This window comes from Bradyrhizobium hipponense (genome assembly GCF_008123965.1).
Classification (GTDB): Bacteria; Pseudomonadota; Alphaproteobacteria; order Rhizobiales; family Xanthobacteraceae; genus Bradyrhizobium; species Bradyrhizobium hipponense.
Genome location: NZ_VSTH01000056.1, coordinates 63,982 through 83,390, shown reverse-complemented (window position 1 = coordinate 83,390; position 19,409 = coordinate 63,982). Strand labels below are relative to the sequence as shown.

Here is a 19,409-nt window from a genome sequence, read left to right as displayed (position 1 = left end):
CGACAACATCTCCCCGTCACCCTGAGGTGGCCGCTTCTTCAGCGGCCCTCGAAGGGCGACGGCCCGGCTGACGGCTTGGCCGTGCATCCTTCGAGGCTCGCTGCGCGGTGCATTTGCACCGCGCGCATCGGGATGACGGGATTGGCGGGATGCGCGTGGCTCGAGATTAGTTGGAAGCCGTAGCGAACCAGACCTACGGCGCCAGATACCGCAGCAACTCCGGATTGCCCCGCACCTCCCCTGCCGCGCCCTGCAGCGCCACGCGGCCGCGGTCCAGCACATAGGCGTAGTCGGCGACACGCAGCGCGAGGTCGAGGTGCTGCTCGACGATGATGACGGCAATGTTTTTGGCTAAATCGATCAGGCGCTCGGTGATTTCCTCGATGACGCCGATCCAGACGCCTTCGGTCGGCTCGTCCAGCAGAAGGAGCTTGGGATCGCCTAGCATGGCGCGGCCGATTGCGAGCATCTTGCGTTCGCCGCCGGAGAGCGTGCCGGCGGGCTGATCGAGGCGCTGGCCGAGCTTCGGGAAGATCGTCAGCACTTGGTCGACGGCGTCGGCCTTCTTGCTCGCGAGCGAGCCGACCGCGAGATTGTCGCGCACGGAGAGGCGCGCGAACACCGAATGCTCCTGCGGGACATAACCGATGCCGGCGCGCACGCGCTCCTGGGTGGCGCGGCGGCTGATGTCGCGACCGTCGAAGGCGAGCTCGCCGTTCCACGCCGGCAGCTCGCCGACGATGGTCTTCATCAGCGTGGTCTTGCCCGCGCCGTTGCGCCCCAGCACGGCGACGCCGCCGCGCCAGGGAATGCCGAGGTTGACGTCGAACAGGACCTGGCTGCGGCCATAGCCGGCGTCGAGATGCTTGATGTCCAAAAATTCAGGCACGGCGCAGATAAATCTCCTGGACGGCTTGGTTGGCCTGGATCTCGGATACGGTGCCTGATGCCAGCACCTTGCCCTGGTCGAGCACGGTGAGGCGATCGCAGATGTCGCGGATGAAATCGAGATCGTGCTCGACGATGACGAGCGAGCAATGCTTTTTGATCGGTTGCAACAACTCGCCGGTGACGCGGCGCTCCTCCAGGCTCATGCCGCCGGTCGGCTCGTCGAGCAGCAGCAGCTTGGGCTTGCCCGCGAGTGCCATCGCGATCTCCAGCCATTGTTGCTGGCCGTGCGACAGCGCCGCGGCGGCATCGAACGCGCGATCGGCGAGACGGAATTGCGTCAGCATGGCCATGACCTGATCGTGCAGCACGCCGCGGGTGCGCGAGAACACCAGATCGAACAGCGAGGACTGCGCCTGCAGCGCGAGCAGGATGTTGTCGTACAGCGTCAGCGTCGGCAGCACACTCGTGATCTGGAATTTCAGGCTCATGCCGGCCCGCGCACGCTCGGTCGGCGTGAATGCGGTGATGTCGGCGTTGACAAAGGAGACCTTGCCCTGCGTCGGCACCTCGGCACCGGCGATGCATTTCATCAGCGTGCTCTTGCCGGAGCCGTTCGGGCCGATCAGGCCATGAAATTCGTTCTCGCCGACGGTGAGCGCAGCACCGTCGAGCGCGGTGAGCTTGCCGAAGATTTTCTTGATGCCGGCGGCCTCAAGGAGCGGCATTGCGCTTCTCCTTTTTGCTCTCCTTGGGCGTGCCGCCAAAGCTGCCGACGCGCTCGCGCTCCCCTAACACGAAACTGATCAGGCCGAGCGGCCGGAACAGGATCACGAGCAGGAGCAGCACGCCGAGGATGATCGGCCAGATCTCGCGGTAATTGTCCGACAGCCAGAAGCTGACGCCTTCGACGATGACAGCGCCGATGACCGCACCGATCAGCGTACCGGAGCCGCCGAACAGGACGTAGAGCACAACCTGGGTCGACACGACGACGCCGACCATGTTGGGCCAGACGAAGCCCTCGTGGAACGCATAGAGGCTGCCGGCAAGGCCTGCGACGGCGCCGCCGATCGCAAAGATGATCGCCTTCAGATGCTGCGCCTTGTAGCCGAAGAAGGCGATGCGCTGCTCGTTCTCGCGCAGGCCGGCGAGCGCGAGGCCGAACTGCGATCGCACCAGGTATCGGCAAAGCAGGTAGACGACGACGAGAATCCCGAGCACGAGATAGTAAAAGGCGGGCCCTTCCGAGAACTCGTAGCTTCCCACCGTCATCGGCGCGATCGAGGGGATGCCGTTCTGGCCGCCGAGATAGTACCAGCCGCGCGCGAGCCGGTCGGCGGCGTAGGACCCGGTCAGCGTGCCCAGTGACACGAAGATCACGCTCGACGGGTGCCGGCCGAGCAGCAGGAAACCGCCGAGCAGCAGCGCGAAGGCGAGGCCGATCATGGTTCCGGCTGGGAGCACCAGGAAGATGTTGGTGATGTCGAGATCGCGCGCGAGCAGCGCCACGCCATATCCGGCCGAGCCAAAGAACAACGCCTGGCCGAAACTCATGATGCCGGCATAGCCCCAGACCAGATCGAACGACAGCGCGAACAGCGCGAGGATGATCACGCGCGTCGCGAACACCGTGAGATAGTCCTGCAGCAGGAGCGGGGCGACCAGCGCCGCGACGAGCACCACGCCCTCGACGATCGGCAGGATTTTTCGGCCTGCCCTGTCTTGTCCTGCCGCTGCGCCCTCAGCCATCGCATCAACCGGTTCGTCGCCGACATCGGCAGCGATGGCCTCTCTTACCACACTCATGGACTTCGGCATTCCGCCTCAGCATTCCTCATTAGCATTCCTTGGGATCGACGAGCCCGTCGCTGCGGCCGACGATCTCGTAATTGCCGCCCTTGGCGACCGCAGTGTACATCTTCATCTTGCAGTGCCGCTTGCCCGGCACCATCTCGGCCGGTCCACCCGGACCTTCGGCGATCTTGGCGTGATCGAGTGCGGCCGCAACCGATTCACGGTCGATCTTGCCGGCTTCCTTGACGGCGGCCTCCCATAGCTTGAGGCCGCGATAGGTTCCGGTCGCGGCGCTGCCGGCGGCGAACAGGAAGTTGCCCGGAAAGTCCTTTTCGTAGGCCGCCTGGATCTTGGCGTCGAACGGATTCTCCTTGGTCAGCACCTTGAAATAGTCGAGACAGCTTGCGAGCCCCTCGATCTCGCTGGCCTGGTTGATGTTGAGCGTGTTCTCGTCATAGTAGACGCAGGCGAGACGGCCACCGTTCTTGAGGAAGCCCGCTTCATAGAGCTGCTTGAAGAACGGGCCGACGCCCGGCGGAATGACGGTGTTGAAGACGACGTCGACCTTGTTGGAGATGATGCGGTTGACGGTCGAGGAGAAGTCGACCTGGTCGAGCGGATAGTATTCCTCGAACACGACCTCGCCGCCGCTCGCTTCGATCACCTTGCGGGCATAGACGTTGAGCGTGTGCGGCCAGACATAGTTGGCGCTGGGCAGCGCGAATTTTTTGCCGCCATTCTTGATCAGCCACGGGATGAATTCATCGCACTGCTGCGCCGGCGTCGGTCCGGTGCAGAACAGATGGGGCGTGCACTCCTTGCCCTCGTAAAGCTGCGGATAGATGTAGAGCGTCTTGCCGCGCGCGACGATCGGGTCCTTGATGGCGTTGCGCATCGACGAGGTGATGCCCCCTAACACCATGTCGACCTTGTCGCGCTGGATCAGCTTTCGCACATTGCCGACGGCGACGGATTCGTTCGAAGCGGTATCCTCGATGTAGAGCTCGAGCGGACGGCCGAGCAGGCCGCCGGCAGCGTTGATCTCCTTGATCACCATTTTTGCGACATTGGCGTCGGCATTGCCGGCATAGGCGATCGGGCCGGTGAGGTCGGTCGCGATGCCGACCTTGATCGGGCCTTCGGCTGCGTTTGCCCAGCCGGCCGGGATCACCCAGCTGCCGGCCCCGGTCGCGACCGCGCCGGTGGCGAAGGCGAAATTGCCGAGAAAGCGACGACGGGTGAGATTGGTGCGATCTGCAAACATACTTAAACCCCTTTTCCAGCGATGAGGCCCTGTGGCCGGAATTTGATGAAGACAATGGCAAGGACGAAAACGAGGACGTCGGCGACGACCGGCGCTATGACCCACGGCAGCGCAGCGCTCAGCGTGCCGATGACGCCGGCACCCGCGACCGGTCCGATGAAGGAGCCGACGCCGCCGACCATGACCGCGACGAAACCCTGGATCAGGAAGCGCAGGCCGAGATCGGCGAACAGGCTGAACACCGGCACGATCAACGCGCCGGCGAGGCCGGCGAGCGCTGCGCCGAAGGCAAAGGTGGCGCCGTAGATCAGCGGCGTGGAGATGCCGGACGCCCGCGCCAGCGCCGGGTTCTCCAGCGTGGCACGCACGCGCAAGCCGAAGCTCGTGCGCGACAGAAGGAGATAGCACCCGGCCATCACGAGCAGCGTGATGACGATGATGGTGAAGCGCCAGGCCGAGATGTGCATGGCGCCGATATCGATGGAGCCGCCGATCGGCTCGGGCACGGTGAGATAGAAACCGCCGATCAGGCCGCGCACGGATTCGCGGATGATCAGGCCGAGCGCATAGGTGCCGAGCATGGCCACGATCGGCGCGGCGTAGAAGCGGCGGATGATCAGCGCCTCCAGCACGAAGCCGAGCGCGCCGACGACGAAGGGTGCAGCGACCATGCCGGTCCAGATCGGCAGGCCTTTGGCGTAGGCGAGATAGGTGATGTAGGCCCCGAGCAGGACGAACTCGCCCTGCGCGAAGTTGAAGATGCCCATCATGCTGGCGATGATCCCGAGCCCCAGCACGATCAGAACGATGATCGCGCCGAAGCTCAGGATCTCGAACGCTGCGACGAACGCGTTAGCCATGCGCTAGAGCCCTTCCCGTTCCGATGTAATCGGAACGGGGCTCTAGATTCTTGTTTTGACGCGTTTTCTTGACGCGAACCGGTCTCCACTTCGCTTGAAAACGCTCTAGTGTTCCGATCGCCTGCATCAATGCCTCTCTCACATCTTCTTCCAGTCGCCGACCTGCTCGAAGGCATGCGCGGCGCGATAGATCGTGGATTCCTCGAACATGCGGCCGACCAGCATCAGGCCGACGGGCAGGCCGTCGATCATGCCGCAGGGCAACGACATCGCGGGATGATGGGTGATGTCGAACGGCGCGGTGTTGGAGATCATCTCCAGCGCGCGGGCGACGTAGTCCTCGCGGCTGGCGGTCGGTTCCGGCAGCTTTGTCGCCTTCATCGGCGTCGTCGGCAGCAGCAGCAGGTCATATTCGCCGAATGCCTTGTCATAAGCGGCGGTCAGGCGGCGGGAGATGTTGAGCGCCTTGCCGTAGTAGCGCGGACCAAAATTGTTGTTGATGTAGGTGCCGAGCAGCAGGAACAGTTTTGTGGTCTCGGACAATGAGTCCGCTTGCCGGCGCCAGCCACGATGGAAATCCATCAGCGAGGTCGAATAGAGGTCGGACCGGCTGAGGCCATAACCGTCGCCGTACATCATGGTCTGGGTCATGCCCTCGGTGCCGATCGGCGTCCAGATCGCGGGCCCCATGAGATGCATCGGGATCGAGACGGTCTCGACCGTGGCGCCGAGATCCTTGAAGCGTTTGGCGGCCTCGCGCACGCTTTCATTGACGGCGGCTTCGGCGGTCGCCTGCTCAAAGCCTTCCTTGAGGATGCCGATCTTCATGCCCTTTACACCTTGGCCGAGCGCCTTGGTGTATTCTTCGAGCTTCGGAGCCTTAATGCGGGGATCGTAGCCGTCATCGCCGGCGAGCACTTCGAGCATTAGCGCGTTGTCGGCGACGGTGGCCGTCATCGGGCCGGTGTGATCGACAAAGATCTCAATCGGCATGATGCCGGTATAGGGCACAAGGCCCCAGGTCGGCTTCATGCCATAGGTGCCGCAGAACGAGGACGGCATTCGGATCGAGCCGCCCTGGTCGCCGCCCATCGCCATGTCGGCTTCGCCAAGCGCGACGACGACGCCGCTTCCCGAGGACGAGCCGCCGGCCGAATAGCCCATCTTGTAGGGATTATGCACCGGGCCGACCGCCCCGGTGTGGCTGCCGCCGGACATGCAGAAGGATTCACAGTGAGTCTTGCCGAGGATTTCGCCGCCGGCGTCCAGTATGCGGGTGACGACAGTGGCATCGAAATCGGGCACGTAGCCTTCCAGCGTCGCCGAACCGTTCATCATGGGCACGCCGGCGAGCATGATGTTGTCTTTCAGCGCGACGGTCTTGCCTTTGAGCTTGCCGCTGGCGGCGCCCTTCACGGTCGACTTGCGATACCAGGCGTTGCGCGGGTTCTCCTCCGCCGATGGCCGATAACCCGGCGTGCGCGGATATTTGACCTCCGGCACTTCGTCCGGCATCGCGCCGACCAGATTGTAGGCCTCGATCGAGCCCTGCATCAGGCCGCGGAACGAGGCGACGTCTTCATCGCTCAGCGCAAGGCCGCACTGCTCGGCGACGCTGCGAAGCTGGGTGGGCGTGGGAAGGGCAACTGTCACGGGCGCTCTCCTTGAGGCTTCTTGATCCCTGCTTTTGGACGGAAGCCCTGATGGCCCGCCCGCACAAGGTGGGCCATCTGGCTTCGCCTCGATATTACAGACGGAAATATTTTCCTTTTCAAGTATTATTTTGAATCCGAAGCGCGTGCGTGATCGCGGCGCCGGCGTCAGACCGGCTTGATCAGCCTGAAGTCGAGGCCATCGGCCTCCGCGAGATACATCGGCATCCGGGCGTGACCGTTGCGAATGCTGACCGGGCCACGAGCGCCGCCATACACAATGTTACGCGCCGCCGCGAGCATCGGACCCATCGCCAACGTACCGGCCTTGTTGGCCACGGCTTCGAGGAAACGCATTCCCTCATAGGTGGATTGACCGAGCGAGCCGATCGGGGGACCGCTCGGCCCGAACATCAGGCGATAGCGGCTTTGGAAGTCATCGTTGGCCCGCGAGCCAATGCCGGGGAAATAACCGGAGGCGCAGAACAGGTTCTCGCTGTTGTCGGCGCCGATGCCGAGCAGCACAGTCTCGTCCATCGCCCCGGCCAGCCGCAGCGTCGTCGCGGCGAGGCCGCATTCGCCGAATGCGCGATTGAAGGTGATGCTGTCGGTGCCTATCAGCGAGATCAGCACCACGTCCGGCCGGGCGGCGCGAATGCGCGCCAGATGCGGCTCATGGTTGTCTTCGCCGAGGGGAACGAACTCCTCGCCGACGACATGCCCACCGGCCTCTTTGATGTAGCGCTTCACGGCGCGGTGCGACTGCCAGGGCCAGACGTAATCGCTGCCAATCAGATACCAGCGCGCCGCCTTCTTGACGTCAGCCAGCCAGTGGATCGAGGGGCGGCTCTGCCAGCGCGGTGTCTCGCCGATCGCCATGACGCCCGGGGTTTGCTCGCCGCCCTCGTACACGGGCGTGTAGATATAGGGAATGCGGTGGCGCGTGGTGACCTTGCGCAGCGCCACGCGCACCGCGCTGGTATGCAGCCCGACGATGAGATCGACCTCATCGAACGCGATCGCCTGCTCGGCGCGGGTCAGGATCTCGTCGAGCGGGCCGCCGGCGTCGTAGACCGAAAGCTCGATCTCGCGTCCGAGGACGCCGCCGCGCTTGTTGATCTCGGCCACCGCGAGCTGCGCACTGCTTGTCGCGCACGGGCCCCAGACGCCGGGCGAGCCGGTGCAGCAAATAAAGCCGCCTATGCGCAGCTTGTTGCGCGCGCCGGGGCGCTTGAAGAAATGTGCGTCGACCGGAGACAGGTCGAAGTCGGCCGCGGGCGACGACAGATTCCTGAACAGCAAAGACGGCGGCAACGCCGGGCCGCCGTGAGCCGGGAAATTTACCGTCGCGCGCACGCCAACTCCTGTCTGGGACCAGACTTGAAAGCACATTCAGCAGGCGGCCGCGGCTTCCGCCCTTTTGTTAGGCAAACATCCTATTTTGAAAATATTGAATATTCAAGAATTGAAGTGCATATAGATGCAGCATTGATTGCAAGACATTCACTCAATTGGGTCAAGACGAAGTCTTAGCCGTGGCAAAACCGTCGAAAGAAAACTCCCCGATCACCGAACACCTCGCTTATTTGCTCGCGCAAGCCAACCGGGAGATCAACCGGCAGCTGGAACTGCGATTGAGCAAGGAAGGGGTTCCCGTCGAGCAGTGGCGTATCCTGAAAGTCCTGTCGGACGGCAACGGCCATTCGATGGGCGAGCTTGCGGGCGCTGTGCTGCTCAACCATCCGACGCTGACCAAGATGATCGATCGCATGGTCTCCGACACGCTGGTCTATCGCGTGCAGGACCCGAACGACCGCCGCAAGGTGCTGATGTTCATCTCCGACCGCGGCAAGGTGCTGTGCAGGAAGCTCAACTCGCTCGCAGTGGACCAGGAGGAACACATCCTGGAGAGCTACGGCGACAAGTCGACGAGCGAATTGAAGCGGCTCTTGGAGAGCCTGATCGACAGCTCGAATTGAATGGTGGCGCAGCTCAACGTCACCGTCGTCCTCGACAGCAGAGTGAGTTGGGACGCCATCAGCCCAACAAACGCTGTCGTCCCGGCGAAGGCCGGGACCCATAGCCACAGGATTGGGTTTGGCGAGGACAGTTAGTTGCGTCTTCGCGCGTCACGACGACCGCGCGCAACCGATAGATTCCGCGGTATGGGTCCCGGCCTTCGCCGGGAAGACGATGTGGCGGGAGCTGCTCCCACATACTCACTGTCATCGCCCGATTTAATCGGGCGATCCAGTATTCCAGAGACTTAAGTGATTGAGCCGAGAGGCCGCGGCGTACTGGGTCGCCCGGTCAAGCCGGGCGACGACAGGGGAGAGTGAGGCGCGAGTTTCGCGCCTCACAATACATTCGAGCCTTACGCGTACCGCCCGTGGCAGTGTTTGTACTTCTTGCCTGAGCCGCAGGGGCAGTCCTCGTTGCGGCCGATCTTGCCCCAGCTGGCGGGGTTCTTCGGATCGCGCTGGGCGGCGGACACTGCATTCGCCTGCGCTCCGAGCGTGACGCTGGCAAGCGCCATCTCGTCCTCGCCGGTGTTCGGGTCGAACTTGTGGGCTTCCATCGCGGGCAGCACCGGCGCTTCTTGCTCCGGCGGGATGATCTCGACCCGCATCAGCTGCGCGGTGACGGCCTCGCGCAAGTGGGCGCTCATCTCCTGGAAGAGGTTGAAGGCCTCGGTCTTGTACTCCTGCAACGGATCGCGCTGGCCGTAACCGCGCAGGCCGATGACCTGGCGCAGATGGTCGAGCATGATCAGATGCTCGCGCCAGAGATGGTCGAGCGTCTGCAGCAGAATGGTCTTCTCGACGTAACGCATCACGTCGGGACCCCATTGCGCGACCTTGGCCGCCATGTGCTCGTCGGCGCGGGTCTCGATGCGCGTCAGCAGCTCCTCGTCGGCGATGCCCTCTTCCTTGGCCCAGTCATCGACCGGGAGGTCGAGATCGAGCACGCGCTTGAGCTCTTCTTTCAGGCCCGCGACGTCCCACTGCTCGGCATAGGCGTGTTCGGGCACGTGCTTGGCGACGAGGTCGTCGATGAAGGCGTGGCGCATGTCGCCGACCGTTTCGGCGACGCTCTCGTCTTTCATCAGCTCGACGCGCTGGTCGAAGATCACCTTGCGCTGATCGTTCTGGACGTTATCGAACTTGAGCAGGTTCTTGCGGATGTCGAAGTTGCGGGCTTCGACCTTCTGCTGCGCCTTCTCCAGCGCCTTGTTGATCCAGGGATGGATGATCGCCTCGCCCTCCTGCAGGCCGAGACGCTGCAGCATGCTGTCGAGGCGATCCGAGCCGAAGATGCGCATCAGATCGTCTTCCAGCGACAGAAAGAACTTTGAGCGGCCGGGGTCGCCCTGGCGGCCGGAGCGGCCGCGGAGCTGATTGTCGATGCGGCGGGATTCGTGACGCTCCGAGCCCATGATGTAGAGGCCGCCCGGCTTCGTCACGGTCTTGGCGGGCTTTGAGCCCTTGGCCGGCTCGATCTCGACGGTCTCTTCAGCCTTGAGCACGATGTCGCGGAAGCGCTCGACGTCGGCCTTGATCTGCTCGATCTTCTTCGCCTTCTCGGCTTCGTCCTCGATGCCCGCAGTCTCCTTCGGAATGCGCATCTCGAGCGAGCCGCCGAGCTTGATGTCGGTGCCGCGGCCGGCCATGTTGGTCGCGATCGTGATCGCGCCGGGCACGCCGGCTTCGGCGACGATATAGGCTTCCTGCTCGTGGAAGCGCGCGTTCAGCACCGCGAACAGTTTTGCCGGTTTGCCGGCACGGGCCGCGGCGTAGAGCTTGTCGAGCGCGTTCTCCTTGCCGAAATCGATCTGCTTGTAGCCGTTCGATTTGAGGAATTCGGCGAGCACTTCCGACTTCTCGATCGACGCGGTGCCGACCAGCACCGGCTGGAGCCGCGCATTGGCGCGCTCGATCTCGGCGAGGATCGCGCCGTATTTTTCCTTCTGGGTGCGATAGACCTCGTCGTCCTCGTCCAGGCGGCCTACCGGCACGTTGGTCGGGATCTCCACGACCTCGAGCTTGTAGATGTCGAACAGTTCGTCGGCTTCGGTCAACGCCGTGCCGGTCATGCCGGCGAGCTTTTCATACATCCGGAAATAGTTCTGGAAGGTGATCGAGGCCAGCGTCTGGTTTTCCGGCTGAACCTGCACATGCTCCTTGGCTTCCAGCGCCTGATGCAGTCCTTCGGAATAGCGGCGGCCCTGCATCATGCGTCCGGTGAACTCGTCGATGATGATGACCTCGTCGTCGCGGACGATGTAGTCCTTGTCGCGCGTGAACAGCGTGTGGGCGCGCAGCGCCTGGTTGATGTGGTGCACGACGGAGACGTTCTCGACGTCGTAGAGCGACTCGCCCTTGAGCTGGCCGGCGTCGCGCAGCAGCGTCTCGATCTTCTCCATGCCTGCTTCGGTCAGCGTCACCGTGCGCTGCTTCTCGTCGACCTCGTAATCGGTCTTGTCGAGCTTGGGCAGGAAGCCGTCGATGGTGTTGTAGAAGTCGGAACGGTCGTCGAGCGGGCCGGAGATGATCAGCGGCGTACGCGCTTCGTCGATCAGGATGGAGTCGACTTCGTCGACGATCGCGTAGAAGTGCGGCCGCTGGACCATGTCCTCGAGCCGGTACTTCATGTTGTCGCGCAGATAATCGAAGCCGTATTCGTTGTTGGTGCCGTAGGTGATGTCGCAGGCATAGGCCGCCTTGCGCTCGGAATCATCCAGGCCGTGGACGATCACGCCCGTGGTCATGCCGAGGAAGCTGTAGATCTGGCCCATCCAGGCGGAGTCGCGGCGGGCGAGATAATCGTTGACGGTGACGACGTGGATGCCCTTGCCCGCAAGCGCGTTGAGATAGACCGCCAGCGTCGCAACAAGCGTCTTGCCTTCGCCGGTCTTCATCTCGGCGATGTCGCCCTCGTGCAGCACCATGCCGCCGATCAGCTGGACGTCGAAATGGCGCTGGCCCAGCGTGCGCTTGGCGGCCTCGCGCACGGTGGCGAAGGCCGGCACCAGCAGATCGTCCAGCGTCTTGCCCTCGGCGAGCTGCTTCCTGAACTCTGCGGTGCGGGCCTTGAGCGCCTCGTCCGACAGTTTGGTGAGTTCGGGTTCCAGCGCATTGATCGCGTTGACGCGGGACTGATATCCCTTCACCCGCCGGTCGTTGGCGGAGCCGAAAAACTTGCGGGCGAGCGCGCCGATCATGCCTAGTTCCTGTGTTCGCGATTTAACCGCATTGCAGCCAAGAGGTTGTCACCCGCTTGCCCATCAACTCACCGTGACGCCCGTGGTGCCACTAGCCGGCCTGCAAGGGGCATCCGCCATATGGGTGGGAATTGAGCAAGTCCGGGTTCAACGGCCAAAAACGCAGCAAAATAAACGCCATCGCCATGGACGCGACCGCGCAGAGATATGGCCCGGTCAGGGCCTTGTCAACGGCGGCCGCATTGCGGCTAATTCATCATTTTGACAGACTTTTCGCGTTGCCAAGCCTCCTTGATTGGGCGAGTGTCCGCCCCGCTCAAGCAGCCCCCAGCTTCAACAAAGGATTTTGCATGACCACCTCGTTCCCGGTAACGAAAACCGGCCTGCGCTTCGGCCTCGCCACCGCCCTTGTGGGCTGCCTTGCGCTGGCGCTGATCGCGGGTCCCGGCCGGGCTGCCGACGACCCGGTCCTGGCGAAGGTCAATGGCTTGGACATTAAGAAGAGCGACGTCGCACTGGCCGAAGAGGAACTCGGGCCGAGCCTCGCCCAGATGGATCCGGCGACCAAGGACGAGAACGTCCTTTCGTTCCTGATCGACATGAAGATCGTTGCCAAGGCCGCCGAGGACAAGAAGATCGGCGATAGCGATGAATTCAAGAAGCGCCTGGCGTTCGCCCGCAACCGCCTCCTGATGGACGGCCTGCTCGCCAGCGAAGGCAAGGCGGCGACCACCGACGATTCCATGAAGAAGGTCTATGAGGAGGCCTCCAAGCAGATCACCGGCGAGCAGGAAGTGCGCGCCCGCCACATCCTGGTCGAGACCGAGGACGAGGCCAAGGCGGTGAAGGCCGAGCTCGACAAGGGCGCCGATTTCGCCGAGCTCGCGAAGAAGAAGTCCAAGGATCCGGGCTCCGCCGACGGCGGCGACCTCGGCTTCTTCACCAAGGAGCAGATGGTGCCGGAATTCTCCACCGTGGCCTTCGCGCTCGAACCGGGCAAGATCTCCGATCCCGTGAAGTCGCAGTTCGGCTGGCACATCATCAAGGTCGAGGAAAAGCGCAGCCGCAAGGCGCCGGACTTCGCCCAGGTCAGGCCCCAGATCGAGCAGTACGTGACCCGCAAGGCCCAGGCCGATTATGTCGCCAAGCTGCGCGCCGAAGCCAAGGTCGAGCGGATGGACCAGCCGGCGGATGCGGCGAAGACCGACACCAAGCCGGCCGACGCGGCTAAGCCTTCCGATGCCAAGCCGTCAGACAACAAGATGGCGCCGCCGGCGAAGAAGTAAGAATTCGCTGTCACTTCGCGGACGCCAATAGTATCTAACGTCGCAATGGCCGGGCTTTGCCCGGCCATCTGCATATCCAGATCCCATCAAGGCGCCTCGCTATGTCCTCAACCGTCTCCCCGCTCGCCCCGAAACACGTTCCCGACATGCCCGTGATCGCGGGCGTCAGGCTCGCGACGGCCGAGGCGGGCATCCGCTACAAGAACCGCACCGACGTTCTGCTCGCGGTCATGGACAAGGGCACCGCGGTCGCGGGCGTCTTCACCAAGTCGAAATGCCCGTCTGCGCCGGTGGAATGGTGCCGCGCCAAGCTGAAGAGCGGCAAGGCGCAGGCGCTGGTGGTCAATTCCGGCAATGCCAATGCCTTCACCGGCAAGACCGGCCGGGCCTCCACCGCGCTGACCGCGAAGATCGCGGCCAAGGCGGTCGGATGCAGCGAGAGCGAGATCTTCCTCGCCTCCACCGGCGTGATCGGCGAGCCGCTCGACGCGACCAAGTTCGACGGCGTGCTCGGACGCCTGGCCGAGAGCGCGGAGCCCGCGAGCTGGCTCGACGCGGCCAAGGCAATCATGACCACCGACACCTTCCCGAAGGTCGCGACCGCGACCGTCAAGCTCGGCAAGGCCAGGGTCACCATCAACGGCATGGCCAAGGGCGCCGGCATGATCGCCCCGGACATGGCAACCATGCTGTCTTTCATCTTCACCGACGCGCCGATCGCGCCGGCCGCGCTGCAAGCCCTGCTCAAGCGCGGCGTCGAGGATACGTTCAACGCTGTCACCATCGACGGCGACACCTCGACCTCGGACACGCTGCTGGCTTTCGCGACGGGGGCAGCAGCCGATCACGGCGCGCCGAAGATCAGCCGCGCCAGCGATCCGCGCCTGAAGGCTTTTACCAAAGCCTTTTACGGCGTGCTCGCTGATCTCGCCGAGCAGGTGGCGCGCGACGGCGAAGGCGCACGCAAGCTGGTCGAGATCACGGTCGAAGGCGCCAAGACCAAGGCATCGGCGCGCAAGATCGCGATGTCGATCGCAAACTCGCCGCTGGTCAAGACCGCAATCGCGGGCGAGGACGCCAATTGGGGCCGCGTCGTGATGGCGGTCGGCAAGGCCGGCGAGCCCGCCGACCGCGACAAGCTCTCGATTTCCTTCAACGGCATCCGCGTCGCCAAGAGCGGCGCGCGCGATCCGTCGTATGACGAGCTGCAGGTATCGGAAGCGATGAAGGCGCCGGAGATCGCGATCAAGGTCTCGCTCGGCCTCGGCAAGGGCCGCGACCGCGTGCTGACCTGCGACCTCACCAAGGAATATGTCGCGATCAACGGGGACTACAGGTCGTAAGTCCTCTCTCTCAATCCAACGCGGGCAGCCCTTCTTAGCGATGACCGACATCAAACTGACACTGGTGGTGGCGTGCGCGCTTGTAGACGCCGACAAGCGCGTCCTGATCGCGCAGCGCCCCGAGGGCAAGACGCTCGCCGGCCTCTGGGAATTTCCCGGCGGCAAGCTCGAGCCCGGCGAGCGGCCGGAGCAAAGCCTGATCCGGGAGCTCGCCGAGGAGCTCGGCATCACCGTCGCCGAACCCTGCCTGGCGCCGTTGACCTTTGCGAGCTACGCCTACGAAACCTTCCATCTGTTGATGCCGCTCTACGTCTGCCGTCGCTGGGAAGGCCTGGTTACGGCGCGCGAAGGCCAGAGCCTCGCCTGGGTCCGCGCCAACAAGCTGCGCGACTATCCAATGCCGCCCGCGGACATTCCGCTGATCCCGCATTTGATTGATTTGCTGATGTGAGCTCCGCGTGCCCCGGACGCAGCGCGTAGCGCTGCCGAGCCGGGGCCCAGAAGCCACGAACTGGGTCCCGGCTCTGCGCAGCAGCGTAAGAACGCTGCAGCGCGTCCGGGACACGTCACTCTTTCCTCAACTTCTTCACCGCCTCCGCCAGGCTGGCCTTCGCCGAACCAGGCTTGAGCGGCTGCTGCTGGCTTGCATGCGGCGCCCAGCCGGAGAGCCAGATGATGTCGAACGTCGCGCGGATGCGGCCGTCGGCGTCGGCAAAGCGCTCGGCATAGATTTCAGCCAAGCGCAACAGCGTCGCGCGCCGGCTCGGCGTGCGGCGCCGCTCGATCAGCACATTGGCCGCGCCCATGCGGCGGATATCCTGCATCAGCGCGAACACATTGGCGTAGCGGACCACGACGCGATCGACGTCGGTGACCGGCAGCGCAAAGCCCGCCCGCTGCAATAGCGCGCCGATGTCGCGCAAGTCAGCGAATGGCGCAACACGCGGCGACACGCCGCCCTCGCATTCGGCTTCCGCGGCGGCAAAGGCCTGGCGCAGCTCGGTGAGGCTGTCGCCGCCGATCATCGCCGCCAGCAGCAGCCCGTCCGGCTTCAGCGCACGGCGGATTTGCGCCAGCACGCCCGGCAGGTCGTTGACGAATTGCAGCGCCAGCGCCGAGACGACGAGATCGAGGCTGTCGGCTGCGAAGGGCAGCTTCTCCGAACCCGCAGCATCAAGAGCGATCCGCTGAAGTGACGGCAGCTCTGTGCGTAACGCTGCGAGACCCTCGCCAGGCGTCCAGAGATCGGCCGCCGCGCCAAATTCGCGCATCACCGCGGCCAGCCGCTCGGACATATCCTCAGCGACGCGATCGAGCAGAAAGCTCGCCGCACCTTGGGCCTGCGCGCGGCGCTGCCGCGCGTGCAGCAAGGCGCGATCGAACAGGACGGGCGGATTTTGCGAGTGACTTTGCGAGTCATGGGCCATGCCGCTGGTTACGCCGATCTCGACGGTTCTGGCAATCCGGTGCGCGCGGAGCTAGCCTCTCCCTCCATGGAAGCCGATACTGCCCCCTCCCGTTCCATCTCCGCACCGCTGCGTGCCGCATGGGCAGCCGGGCGCCACGTGCTGGCGCGCGCGGCAAGGCTCGCGCTCGACGTTGCGCTGCCGACGCTGTGCGTGTCCTGCCGCGAACCGGTCGATGGTGAAGGCGTGTGCGCGGGGTGCTGGGCGCGGCTGTCGTTCATCGAACGGCCGTACTGCCCGCGGCTCGGCATCCCCTTCGTCTATGATCCCGGCCCCGACATGCTGTCGATGGAGGCAATTGCGAGCCCGCCGGCCTACCAGCGGGCGCGCGCGGCTGTGCGCTATGACGACGTCGCGCGCACGCTGGTGCATGCGCTGAAATACCAGGACCGCACTGATCTGGCCCCTGCCATGGGTCGCTGGATGGCGCGCGCCGGCGGCGAGTTGCTCGCTGGAGCCGACATGCTGGTCCCTGTTCCCCTGCATTGGCGACGGGCCTGGCGGCGCCGCTACAACCAGTCCGGGGCGCTGGCGCGCGTGATTGAGCGTCAGAGCGGCGTCAGAGTGCGGGGCGAGGTGCTGCGCCGGGTGCGCGCCACCGAGCAGCAGATCGGCCTGTCGCGTGCCCAGCGCGCCACCAATGTACAGGGCGCATTCCAGGTATCCCCCGACCGTCAGGCCGAGGTTCAAGGCCGCCGAATCGTGCTGATCGACGACGTCCTGACGTCAGGCGCGACGCTGGATGCCTGCGCACGGGCCTTGCTCCGCGCCAAGGCGGCCCAGGTGGACGTGCTAGTGTTCGCCCGGGTTGTCGAAAGCCGGTGAAGTCCCATATAATTCAATGAATTCCTGATAAGAAAGCGCTGGACGCCATGACTGCTGCTATCGAGATCTACACGAGGCCGGGCTGCGGCTATTGTTCCGCTGCCCGGTCTCTGCTGACCCGCAAGAAGGCGGCCTTCACGGAATTCGACGTCACCAAGAACTCGTCCTGGCGCGACGCGATGTACGATCGTGCCGGCGACGGCGCGACCTTCCCGCAGATCTGGATCGGCGGAACCCATGTCGGCGGCTGCGATGACCTCTACGCGCTCGACCGCGACGGCAAGCTCGACGGGATGCTCGAAAGCATCAAGGCCGTCTCATGAGCCAGGATCAAGCGAAGGAACATCAAGCCAACGATCGTAGCTTCACCGCCGCCATGGTGCAGATGCGCACCGGCCTGATGCCTGAGCCGAGCCTCGATCAGGCAACGAAGTTGATCCGGCAAGCGGCGGCGAACGGTGCCGACTACGTGCAGACGCCCGAAGTCAGCAACATGATGCAGCTGAATCGAAAGGCGCTGTTCGAGCACCTCCAGAGCGAACAAGACGACACATCGCTGAAGGCCTACCGCGCGCTCGCGGCAGAGCTAAAGATTCATATCCATGTCGGCTCGCTCGCGCTGCGGTTCTCGCCCGAGAAGGCGGTCAACCGCTCCTTCCTGATCGGGCCCGAGGGCAATGTGCTCGCGAGCTACGACAAGATCCACATGTTCGACATCGAGCTGCCGGACGGCGAGAGCTACCGCGAATCCGCCAATTACCAACCGGGCGAGACCGCCGTAATCTCCGACCTGCCCTGGGGCCGCATCGGGCTGACGATCTGCTACGACGTGCGCTTCCCCGCGCTCTATCGCGCGCTCGCCGAGAGCGGCGCGTCCTTCATCACGGTGCCGTCCGCGTTCACTCGCAAGACCGGCGAAGCGCACTGGCACGTGCTGCTGCGTTCGCGCGCGATCGAGACCGGCTGCTTCATCTTTGCCGCCGCGCAAGCGGGCCTGCACGAGAACAAGCGCGAGACCTATGGTCATTCGCTGATCGTCGATCCCTGGGGCGAGATTCTCGCCGAGGGCGGCGTCGAGCCCGGCATCATCATGGCGAAGATCGACCCCGCCAAGATCGAGACGGCGCGGAGGGCGATCCCGTCGCTTCAGCACGGCCGCCGCTTCGGCGTCACCGACCCCAAAGCAGGCCCCGACCACCTGCATCTCGTGCGGGGATCGGCATGATCCGCTACGCGCTCCACTGCGATCGGGGCCACGCATTCGAAAGCTGGTTCCAGAGCTCGTCCGCGTACGATTCGCAGGTGAAGCGCAAGCTTGTGACCTGCCCGGCCTGCGGCTCGGCCAAGGTCGACAAGGCGATCATGGCCCCACGCATCGTCGGCAAGAAGGGACGCGGACGCGCCACGCCGCCGCCGGAGCCGGCCGCCGCGACAGCGCCCGAGGCTGCACCCTCCGGACCGACATCGCTGCTGATGGCGCAGGAGCGCGAGCTGCGCGCCAAGCTGAAGGAACTGCGCGATCACATCGTCAAGAACGCCGACAATGTCGGCGAGCGTTTTGCGAACGAAGCCCGCGCGATGCATTACGGCGACAAGGAGCACCGCCCGATCTACGGCGAGGCCTCGCCCGACGAGGCCAAATCGCTGATCGAGGAAGGCATCGAGGTCTCGCCGCTGCCGACGCTGCCGGAAGACCGGAACTAGACTCCCACCAGCACCGCCACGCCGATCACAATCAGCGCGATGCCTGCAAGCTCACGCGGCGCGATCGGCTGCTTGAACGAGTAGTAGGCGACGCCTTGCGCAAACAGAACCTCGATCAGTGCGAGCGTGCGGACATTGGCGGCCGCCGTCAGCGCGAAGGCCAGGAACCAGAACTGCGAGGCGAACGCGCCCATGAAGCCGGCGAGCAGCGACGGCTTCCACAAGACCAAAATCGCCTGGAGCACCTTTGGCGCACGCCAGAGCAAGTAGACCGTCAGGATCAGCGTCTGCACGAACAGGCCGAGCACCAGCGTGAACGACGCGGCCGTCACGAACGAGACGCCCGGCACGTTGATGATGGCGCCGCGAAAGCCGACCGCGGACAAGGCGAACGCCGCGGCGGCGACGAGGCCGGTGATAGTCGGCTTCAATTCGGCAAAGCTCTTCTCGCCGCCAGGCCGCAGCGCGGTGATGACGACACCGACGGTGGCGATCACGATCGCCAGCACCTTCAGCCAGGTCAGGTGATCGCCGAGGAAGACGAAGCCGAAGATCGCAGTCTGGATCGCCTCGGTTTTCAGATACGCGGTCGTCACCACGAAGGAGCGGTCGTTCATCGCCAGCAGCATCAAGCCGGTGGCAACGATCTGGCTGAGCGCGCCAAGCAGCAGCCAGGGCCAGAACACCGACGGCGGCATGCCGAGATGATCGCCGGAGACGACCAGCACGACGCCTAAGAACAGCACCGAGAACGGGAAGCCGAACAGGAAGCGAATATTGGTCGCGCCCCAGGTCCCCAGCGGCTTGGTCAGCGACCGCTGCATTGCATTGCGCGCGACCTGCCCGAGCGCGGCGACGATCGTGAAGGGAATCCAGAGGCTGGCGACGGTGAGCATGGGTGGAGTGGCTTATGCAGGAAAGATCGGGTCAACCTGCAAGCTGCAGCCCACGTGGTCAACCTCACGGACGTCATGGGAGCGATGCCCGTGCCACAAACTCCACTGTCGTCCCTGCGAACGCAGGGACCCATACCGCGGAATCCATCGGGGGCGGATGGTGTTAGAAGCGCGGGCTAGCAGCCTTCCCAAAACTCCTCCCTGGGG

Annotated in this window: 18 protein-coding genes; 8 read left to right on the top strand and 10 right to left on the bottom strand. The window is 64.3% G+C overall.

The window, feature by feature from the left end; translation table 11 throughout:
• Positions 1-193: 193 nt before the first annotated feature.
• The 7 genes from FXV83_RS18380 to FXV83_RS18345 all read right to left on the bottom strand — a co-directional run bounded on the left by FXV83_RS18380 (position 194) and on the right by FXV83_RS18345 (position 7,817).
• A complete protein-coding gene (locus FXV83_RS18380) occupies positions 194-889 on the bottom strand; it encodes a branched-chain amino acid ABC transporter ATP-binding protein (RefSeq protein ID WP_148740805.1) in 696 nt (231 codons plus the stop codon).
• Entirely contained in the window at positions 882-1,616 is a 735-nt protein-coding gene (locus FXV83_RS18375; RefSeq protein WP_187435989.1) for an ABC transporter ATP-binding protein, read from the bottom strand. The genes FXV83_RS18380 and FXV83_RS18375 overlap by 8 nt, the downstream gene beginning before the upstream one ends.
• Positions 1,603-2,709, bottom strand: coding sequence for a branched-chain amino acid ABC transporter permease (locus tag FXV83_RS18370; RefSeq protein WP_148740803.1), 1,107 nt, complete (start codon positions 2,707-2,709; stop codon positions 1,603-1,605). The genes FXV83_RS18375 and FXV83_RS18370 overlap by 14 nt, the downstream gene beginning before the upstream one ends.
• A 19-nt stretch (positions 2,710-2,728) precedes the next feature.
• Positions 2,729-3,949, bottom strand: a complete 1,221-nt coding sequence (locus FXV83_RS18365) for a substrate-binding protein (RefSeq protein ID WP_148740802.1) — start codon at positions 3,947-3,949, stop codon at positions 2,729-2,731.
• A 2-nt stretch (positions 3,950-3,951) separates the two neighbouring features.
• On the bottom strand, positions 3,952-4,809 hold the full coding sequence (locus tag FXV83_RS18360) for a branched-chain amino acid ABC transporter permease (protein WP_148740801.1): 858 nt from the start codon (positions 4,807-4,809) through the stop codon (positions 3,952-3,954).
• Between the two features lie 138 nt (positions 4,810-4,947).
• Positions 4,948-6,462, bottom strand: a complete 1,515-nt coding sequence (locus FXV83_RS18350) for an amidase (protein ID WP_148740800.1) — start codon at positions 6,460-6,462, stop codon at positions 4,948-4,950.
• 167 nt (positions 6,463-6,629) lie between these two features.
• The gene (locus FXV83_RS18345; protein ID WP_187435988.1) at positions 6,630-7,817 is read right to left on the bottom strand and encodes a substrate-binding domain-containing protein; all 1,188 of its coding nucleotides are present in this window, start codon (positions 7,815-7,817) and stop codon (positions 6,630-6,632) included.
• A gap of 179 nt (positions 7,818-7,996) precedes the next feature.
• Here FXV83_RS18345 and FXV83_RS18340 point away from each other — a divergent pair, with 179 nt between their 5' ends.
• On the top strand, positions 7,997-8,440 hold the full coding sequence (locus FXV83_RS18340; RefSeq protein ID WP_148740798.1) for a MarR family winged helix-turn-helix transcriptional regulator: 444 nt from the start codon (positions 7,997-7,999) through the stop codon (positions 8,438-8,440).
• Between the two features lie 395 nt (positions 8,441-8,835).
• Here the strand turns inward: FXV83_RS18340 and secA are convergent, their stop codons facing one another.
• Complete coding sequence (gene secA / locus FXV83_RS18335) at positions 8,836-11,682, bottom strand: preprotein translocase subunit SecA (RefSeq protein WP_148740797.1); 2,847 nt, start codon at positions 11,680-11,682, stop codon at positions 8,836-8,838.
• Between the two features lie 350 nt (positions 11,683-12,032).
• On the opposite strand from secA, the gene FXV83_RS18330 reads away from it, so the two are divergent.
• The 3 genes from FXV83_RS18330 (at position 12,033) to FXV83_RS18320 (ending at position 14,762) form a co-directional block, all read left to right on the top strand.
• Positions 12,033-12,968, top strand: coding sequence for a peptidylprolyl isomerase (locus tag FXV83_RS18330; RefSeq protein WP_148740796.1), 936 nt, complete (start codon positions 12,033-12,035; stop codon positions 12,966-12,968).
• Between the two features lie 101 nt (positions 12,969-13,069).
• On the top strand, positions 13,070-14,311 hold the full coding sequence (gene argJ / locus FXV83_RS18325) for a bifunctional glutamate N-acetyltransferase/amino-acid acetyltransferase ArgJ (protein WP_148740795.1): 1,242 nt from the start codon (positions 13,070-13,072) through the stop codon (positions 14,309-14,311).
• 40 nt (positions 14,312-14,351) lie between these two features.
• On the top strand, positions 14,352-14,762 hold the full coding sequence (locus FXV83_RS18320; RefSeq protein ID WP_148740794.1) for a (deoxy)nucleoside triphosphate pyrophosphohydrolase: 411 nt from the start codon (positions 14,352-14,354) through the stop codon (positions 14,760-14,762).
• 115 nt (positions 14,763-14,877) lie between these two features.
• Here FXV83_RS18320 and FXV83_RS18315 read toward each other — a convergent pair whose 3' ends face one another.
• The gene (locus FXV83_RS18315; protein ID WP_148740793.1) at positions 14,878-15,738 is read right to left on the bottom strand and encodes a methyltransferase domain-containing protein; all 861 of its coding nucleotides are present in this window, start codon (positions 15,736-15,738) and stop codon (positions 14,878-14,880) included.
• A gap of 66 nt (positions 15,739-15,804) precedes the next feature.
• On the opposite strand from FXV83_RS18315, the gene FXV83_RS18310 reads away from it, so the two are divergent.
• From FXV83_RS18310 to FXV83_RS18295, 4 genes are read left to right on the top strand one after another with little or no spacing between them, the layout of a single operon-like run.
• Positions 15,805-16,602 carry a ComF family protein gene (locus FXV83_RS18310; protein WP_148740829.1) on the top strand — a complete coding sequence of 266 codons (798 nt, stop codon included), beginning with the start codon at positions 15,805-15,807 and terminating at the stop codon, positions 16,600-16,602.
• Positions 16,603-16,649: 47 nt separating this feature from the next.
• Complete coding sequence (grxC, locus tag FXV83_RS18305; protein ID WP_148740792.1) at positions 16,650-16,925, top strand: glutaredoxin 3; 276 nt, start codon at positions 16,650-16,652, stop codon at positions 16,923-16,925.
• The gene (locus FXV83_RS18300; RefSeq protein WP_148740791.1) at positions 16,922-17,827 is read left to right on the top strand and encodes a carbon-nitrogen hydrolase family protein; all 906 of its coding nucleotides are present in this window, start codon (positions 16,922-16,924) and stop codon (positions 17,825-17,827) included. Before grxC ends, FXV83_RS18300 begins: the two co-directional genes overlap by 4 nt.
• Positions 17,824-18,306 carry a DUF1178 family protein gene (locus tag FXV83_RS18295; protein WP_148740790.1) on the top strand — a complete coding sequence of 161 codons (483 nt, stop codon included), beginning with the start codon at positions 17,824-17,826 and terminating at the stop codon, positions 18,304-18,306. The genes FXV83_RS18300 and FXV83_RS18295 overlap by 4 nt, the downstream gene beginning before the upstream one ends.
• On the opposite strand, the gene FXV83_RS18290 is transcribed toward FXV83_RS18295, so the two are convergent.
• Positions 18,303-19,202: an EamA family transporter gene (locus FXV83_RS18290; RefSeq protein WP_148740789.1), complete on the bottom strand. Its 900-nt coding sequence runs from the start codon at positions 19,200-19,202 to the stop codon at positions 18,303-18,305. The genes FXV83_RS18295 and FXV83_RS18290 overlap by 4 nt on opposite strands.
• Positions 19,203-19,409: the final 207 nt, after the last annotated feature.

Bases quoted from the DNA above. Each gene is read 5' to 3' on its own strand.
- FXV83_RS18375 (WP_187435989.1), bottom strand. From the start codon at position 1,616: ATGCCGCTCCTTGAGGCCGCCGGCATCAAGAAAATCTTCGGCAAGCTC.
- FXV83_RS18370 (WP_148740803.1), bottom strand. From the start codon at position 2,709: ATGCCGAAGTCCATGAGTGTGGTAAGAGAGGCCATCGCTGCCGATGTC.
- FXV83_RS18365 (WP_148740802.1), bottom strand. From the start codon at position 3,949: ATGTTTGCAGATCGCACCAATCTCACCCGTCGTCGCTTTCTCGGCAAT.
- FXV83_RS18360 (WP_148740801.1), bottom strand. From the start codon at position 4,809: ATGGCTAACGCGTTCGTCGCAGCGTTCGAGATCCTGAGCTTCGGCGCG.
- secA (WP_148740797.1), bottom strand. From the start codon at position 11,682: ATGATCGGCGCGCTCGCCCGCAAGTTTTTCGGCTCCGCCAACGACCGG.
- FXV83_RS18330 (WP_148740796.1), top strand. From the start codon at position 12,033: ATGACCACCTCGTTCCCGGTAACGAAAACCGGCCTGCGCTTCGGCCTC.
- argJ (WP_148740795.1), top strand. From the start codon at position 13,070: ATGTCCTCAACCGTCTCCCCGCTCGCCCCGAAACACGTTCCCGACATG.
- FXV83_RS18320 (WP_148740794.1), top strand. From the start codon at position 14,352: ATGACCGACATCAAACTGACACTGGTGGTGGCGTGCGCGCTTGTAGAC.
- FXV83_RS18315 (WP_148740793.1), bottom strand. From the start codon at position 15,738: ATGGCCCATGACTCGCAAAGTCACTCGCAAAATCCGCCCGTCCTGTTC.
- FXV83_RS18310 (WP_148740829.1), top strand. From the start codon at position 15,805: ATGGAAGCCGATACTGCCCCCTCCCGTTCCATCTCCGCACCGCTGCGT.
- grxC (WP_148740792.1), top strand. From the start codon at position 16,650: ATGACTGCTGCTATCGAGATCTACACGAGGCCGGGCTGCGGCTATTGT.
- FXV83_RS18300 (WP_148740791.1), top strand. From the start codon at position 16,922: ATGAGCCAGGATCAAGCGAAGGAACATCAAGCCAACGATCGTAGCTTC.
- FXV83_RS18295 (WP_148740790.1), top strand. From the start codon at position 17,824: ATGATCCGCTACGCGCTCCACTGCGATCGGGGCCACGCATTCGAAAGC.
- FXV83_RS18290 (WP_148740789.1), bottom strand. From the start codon at position 19,202: ATGCTCACCGTCGCCAGCCTCTGGATTCCCTTCACGATCGTCGCCGCG.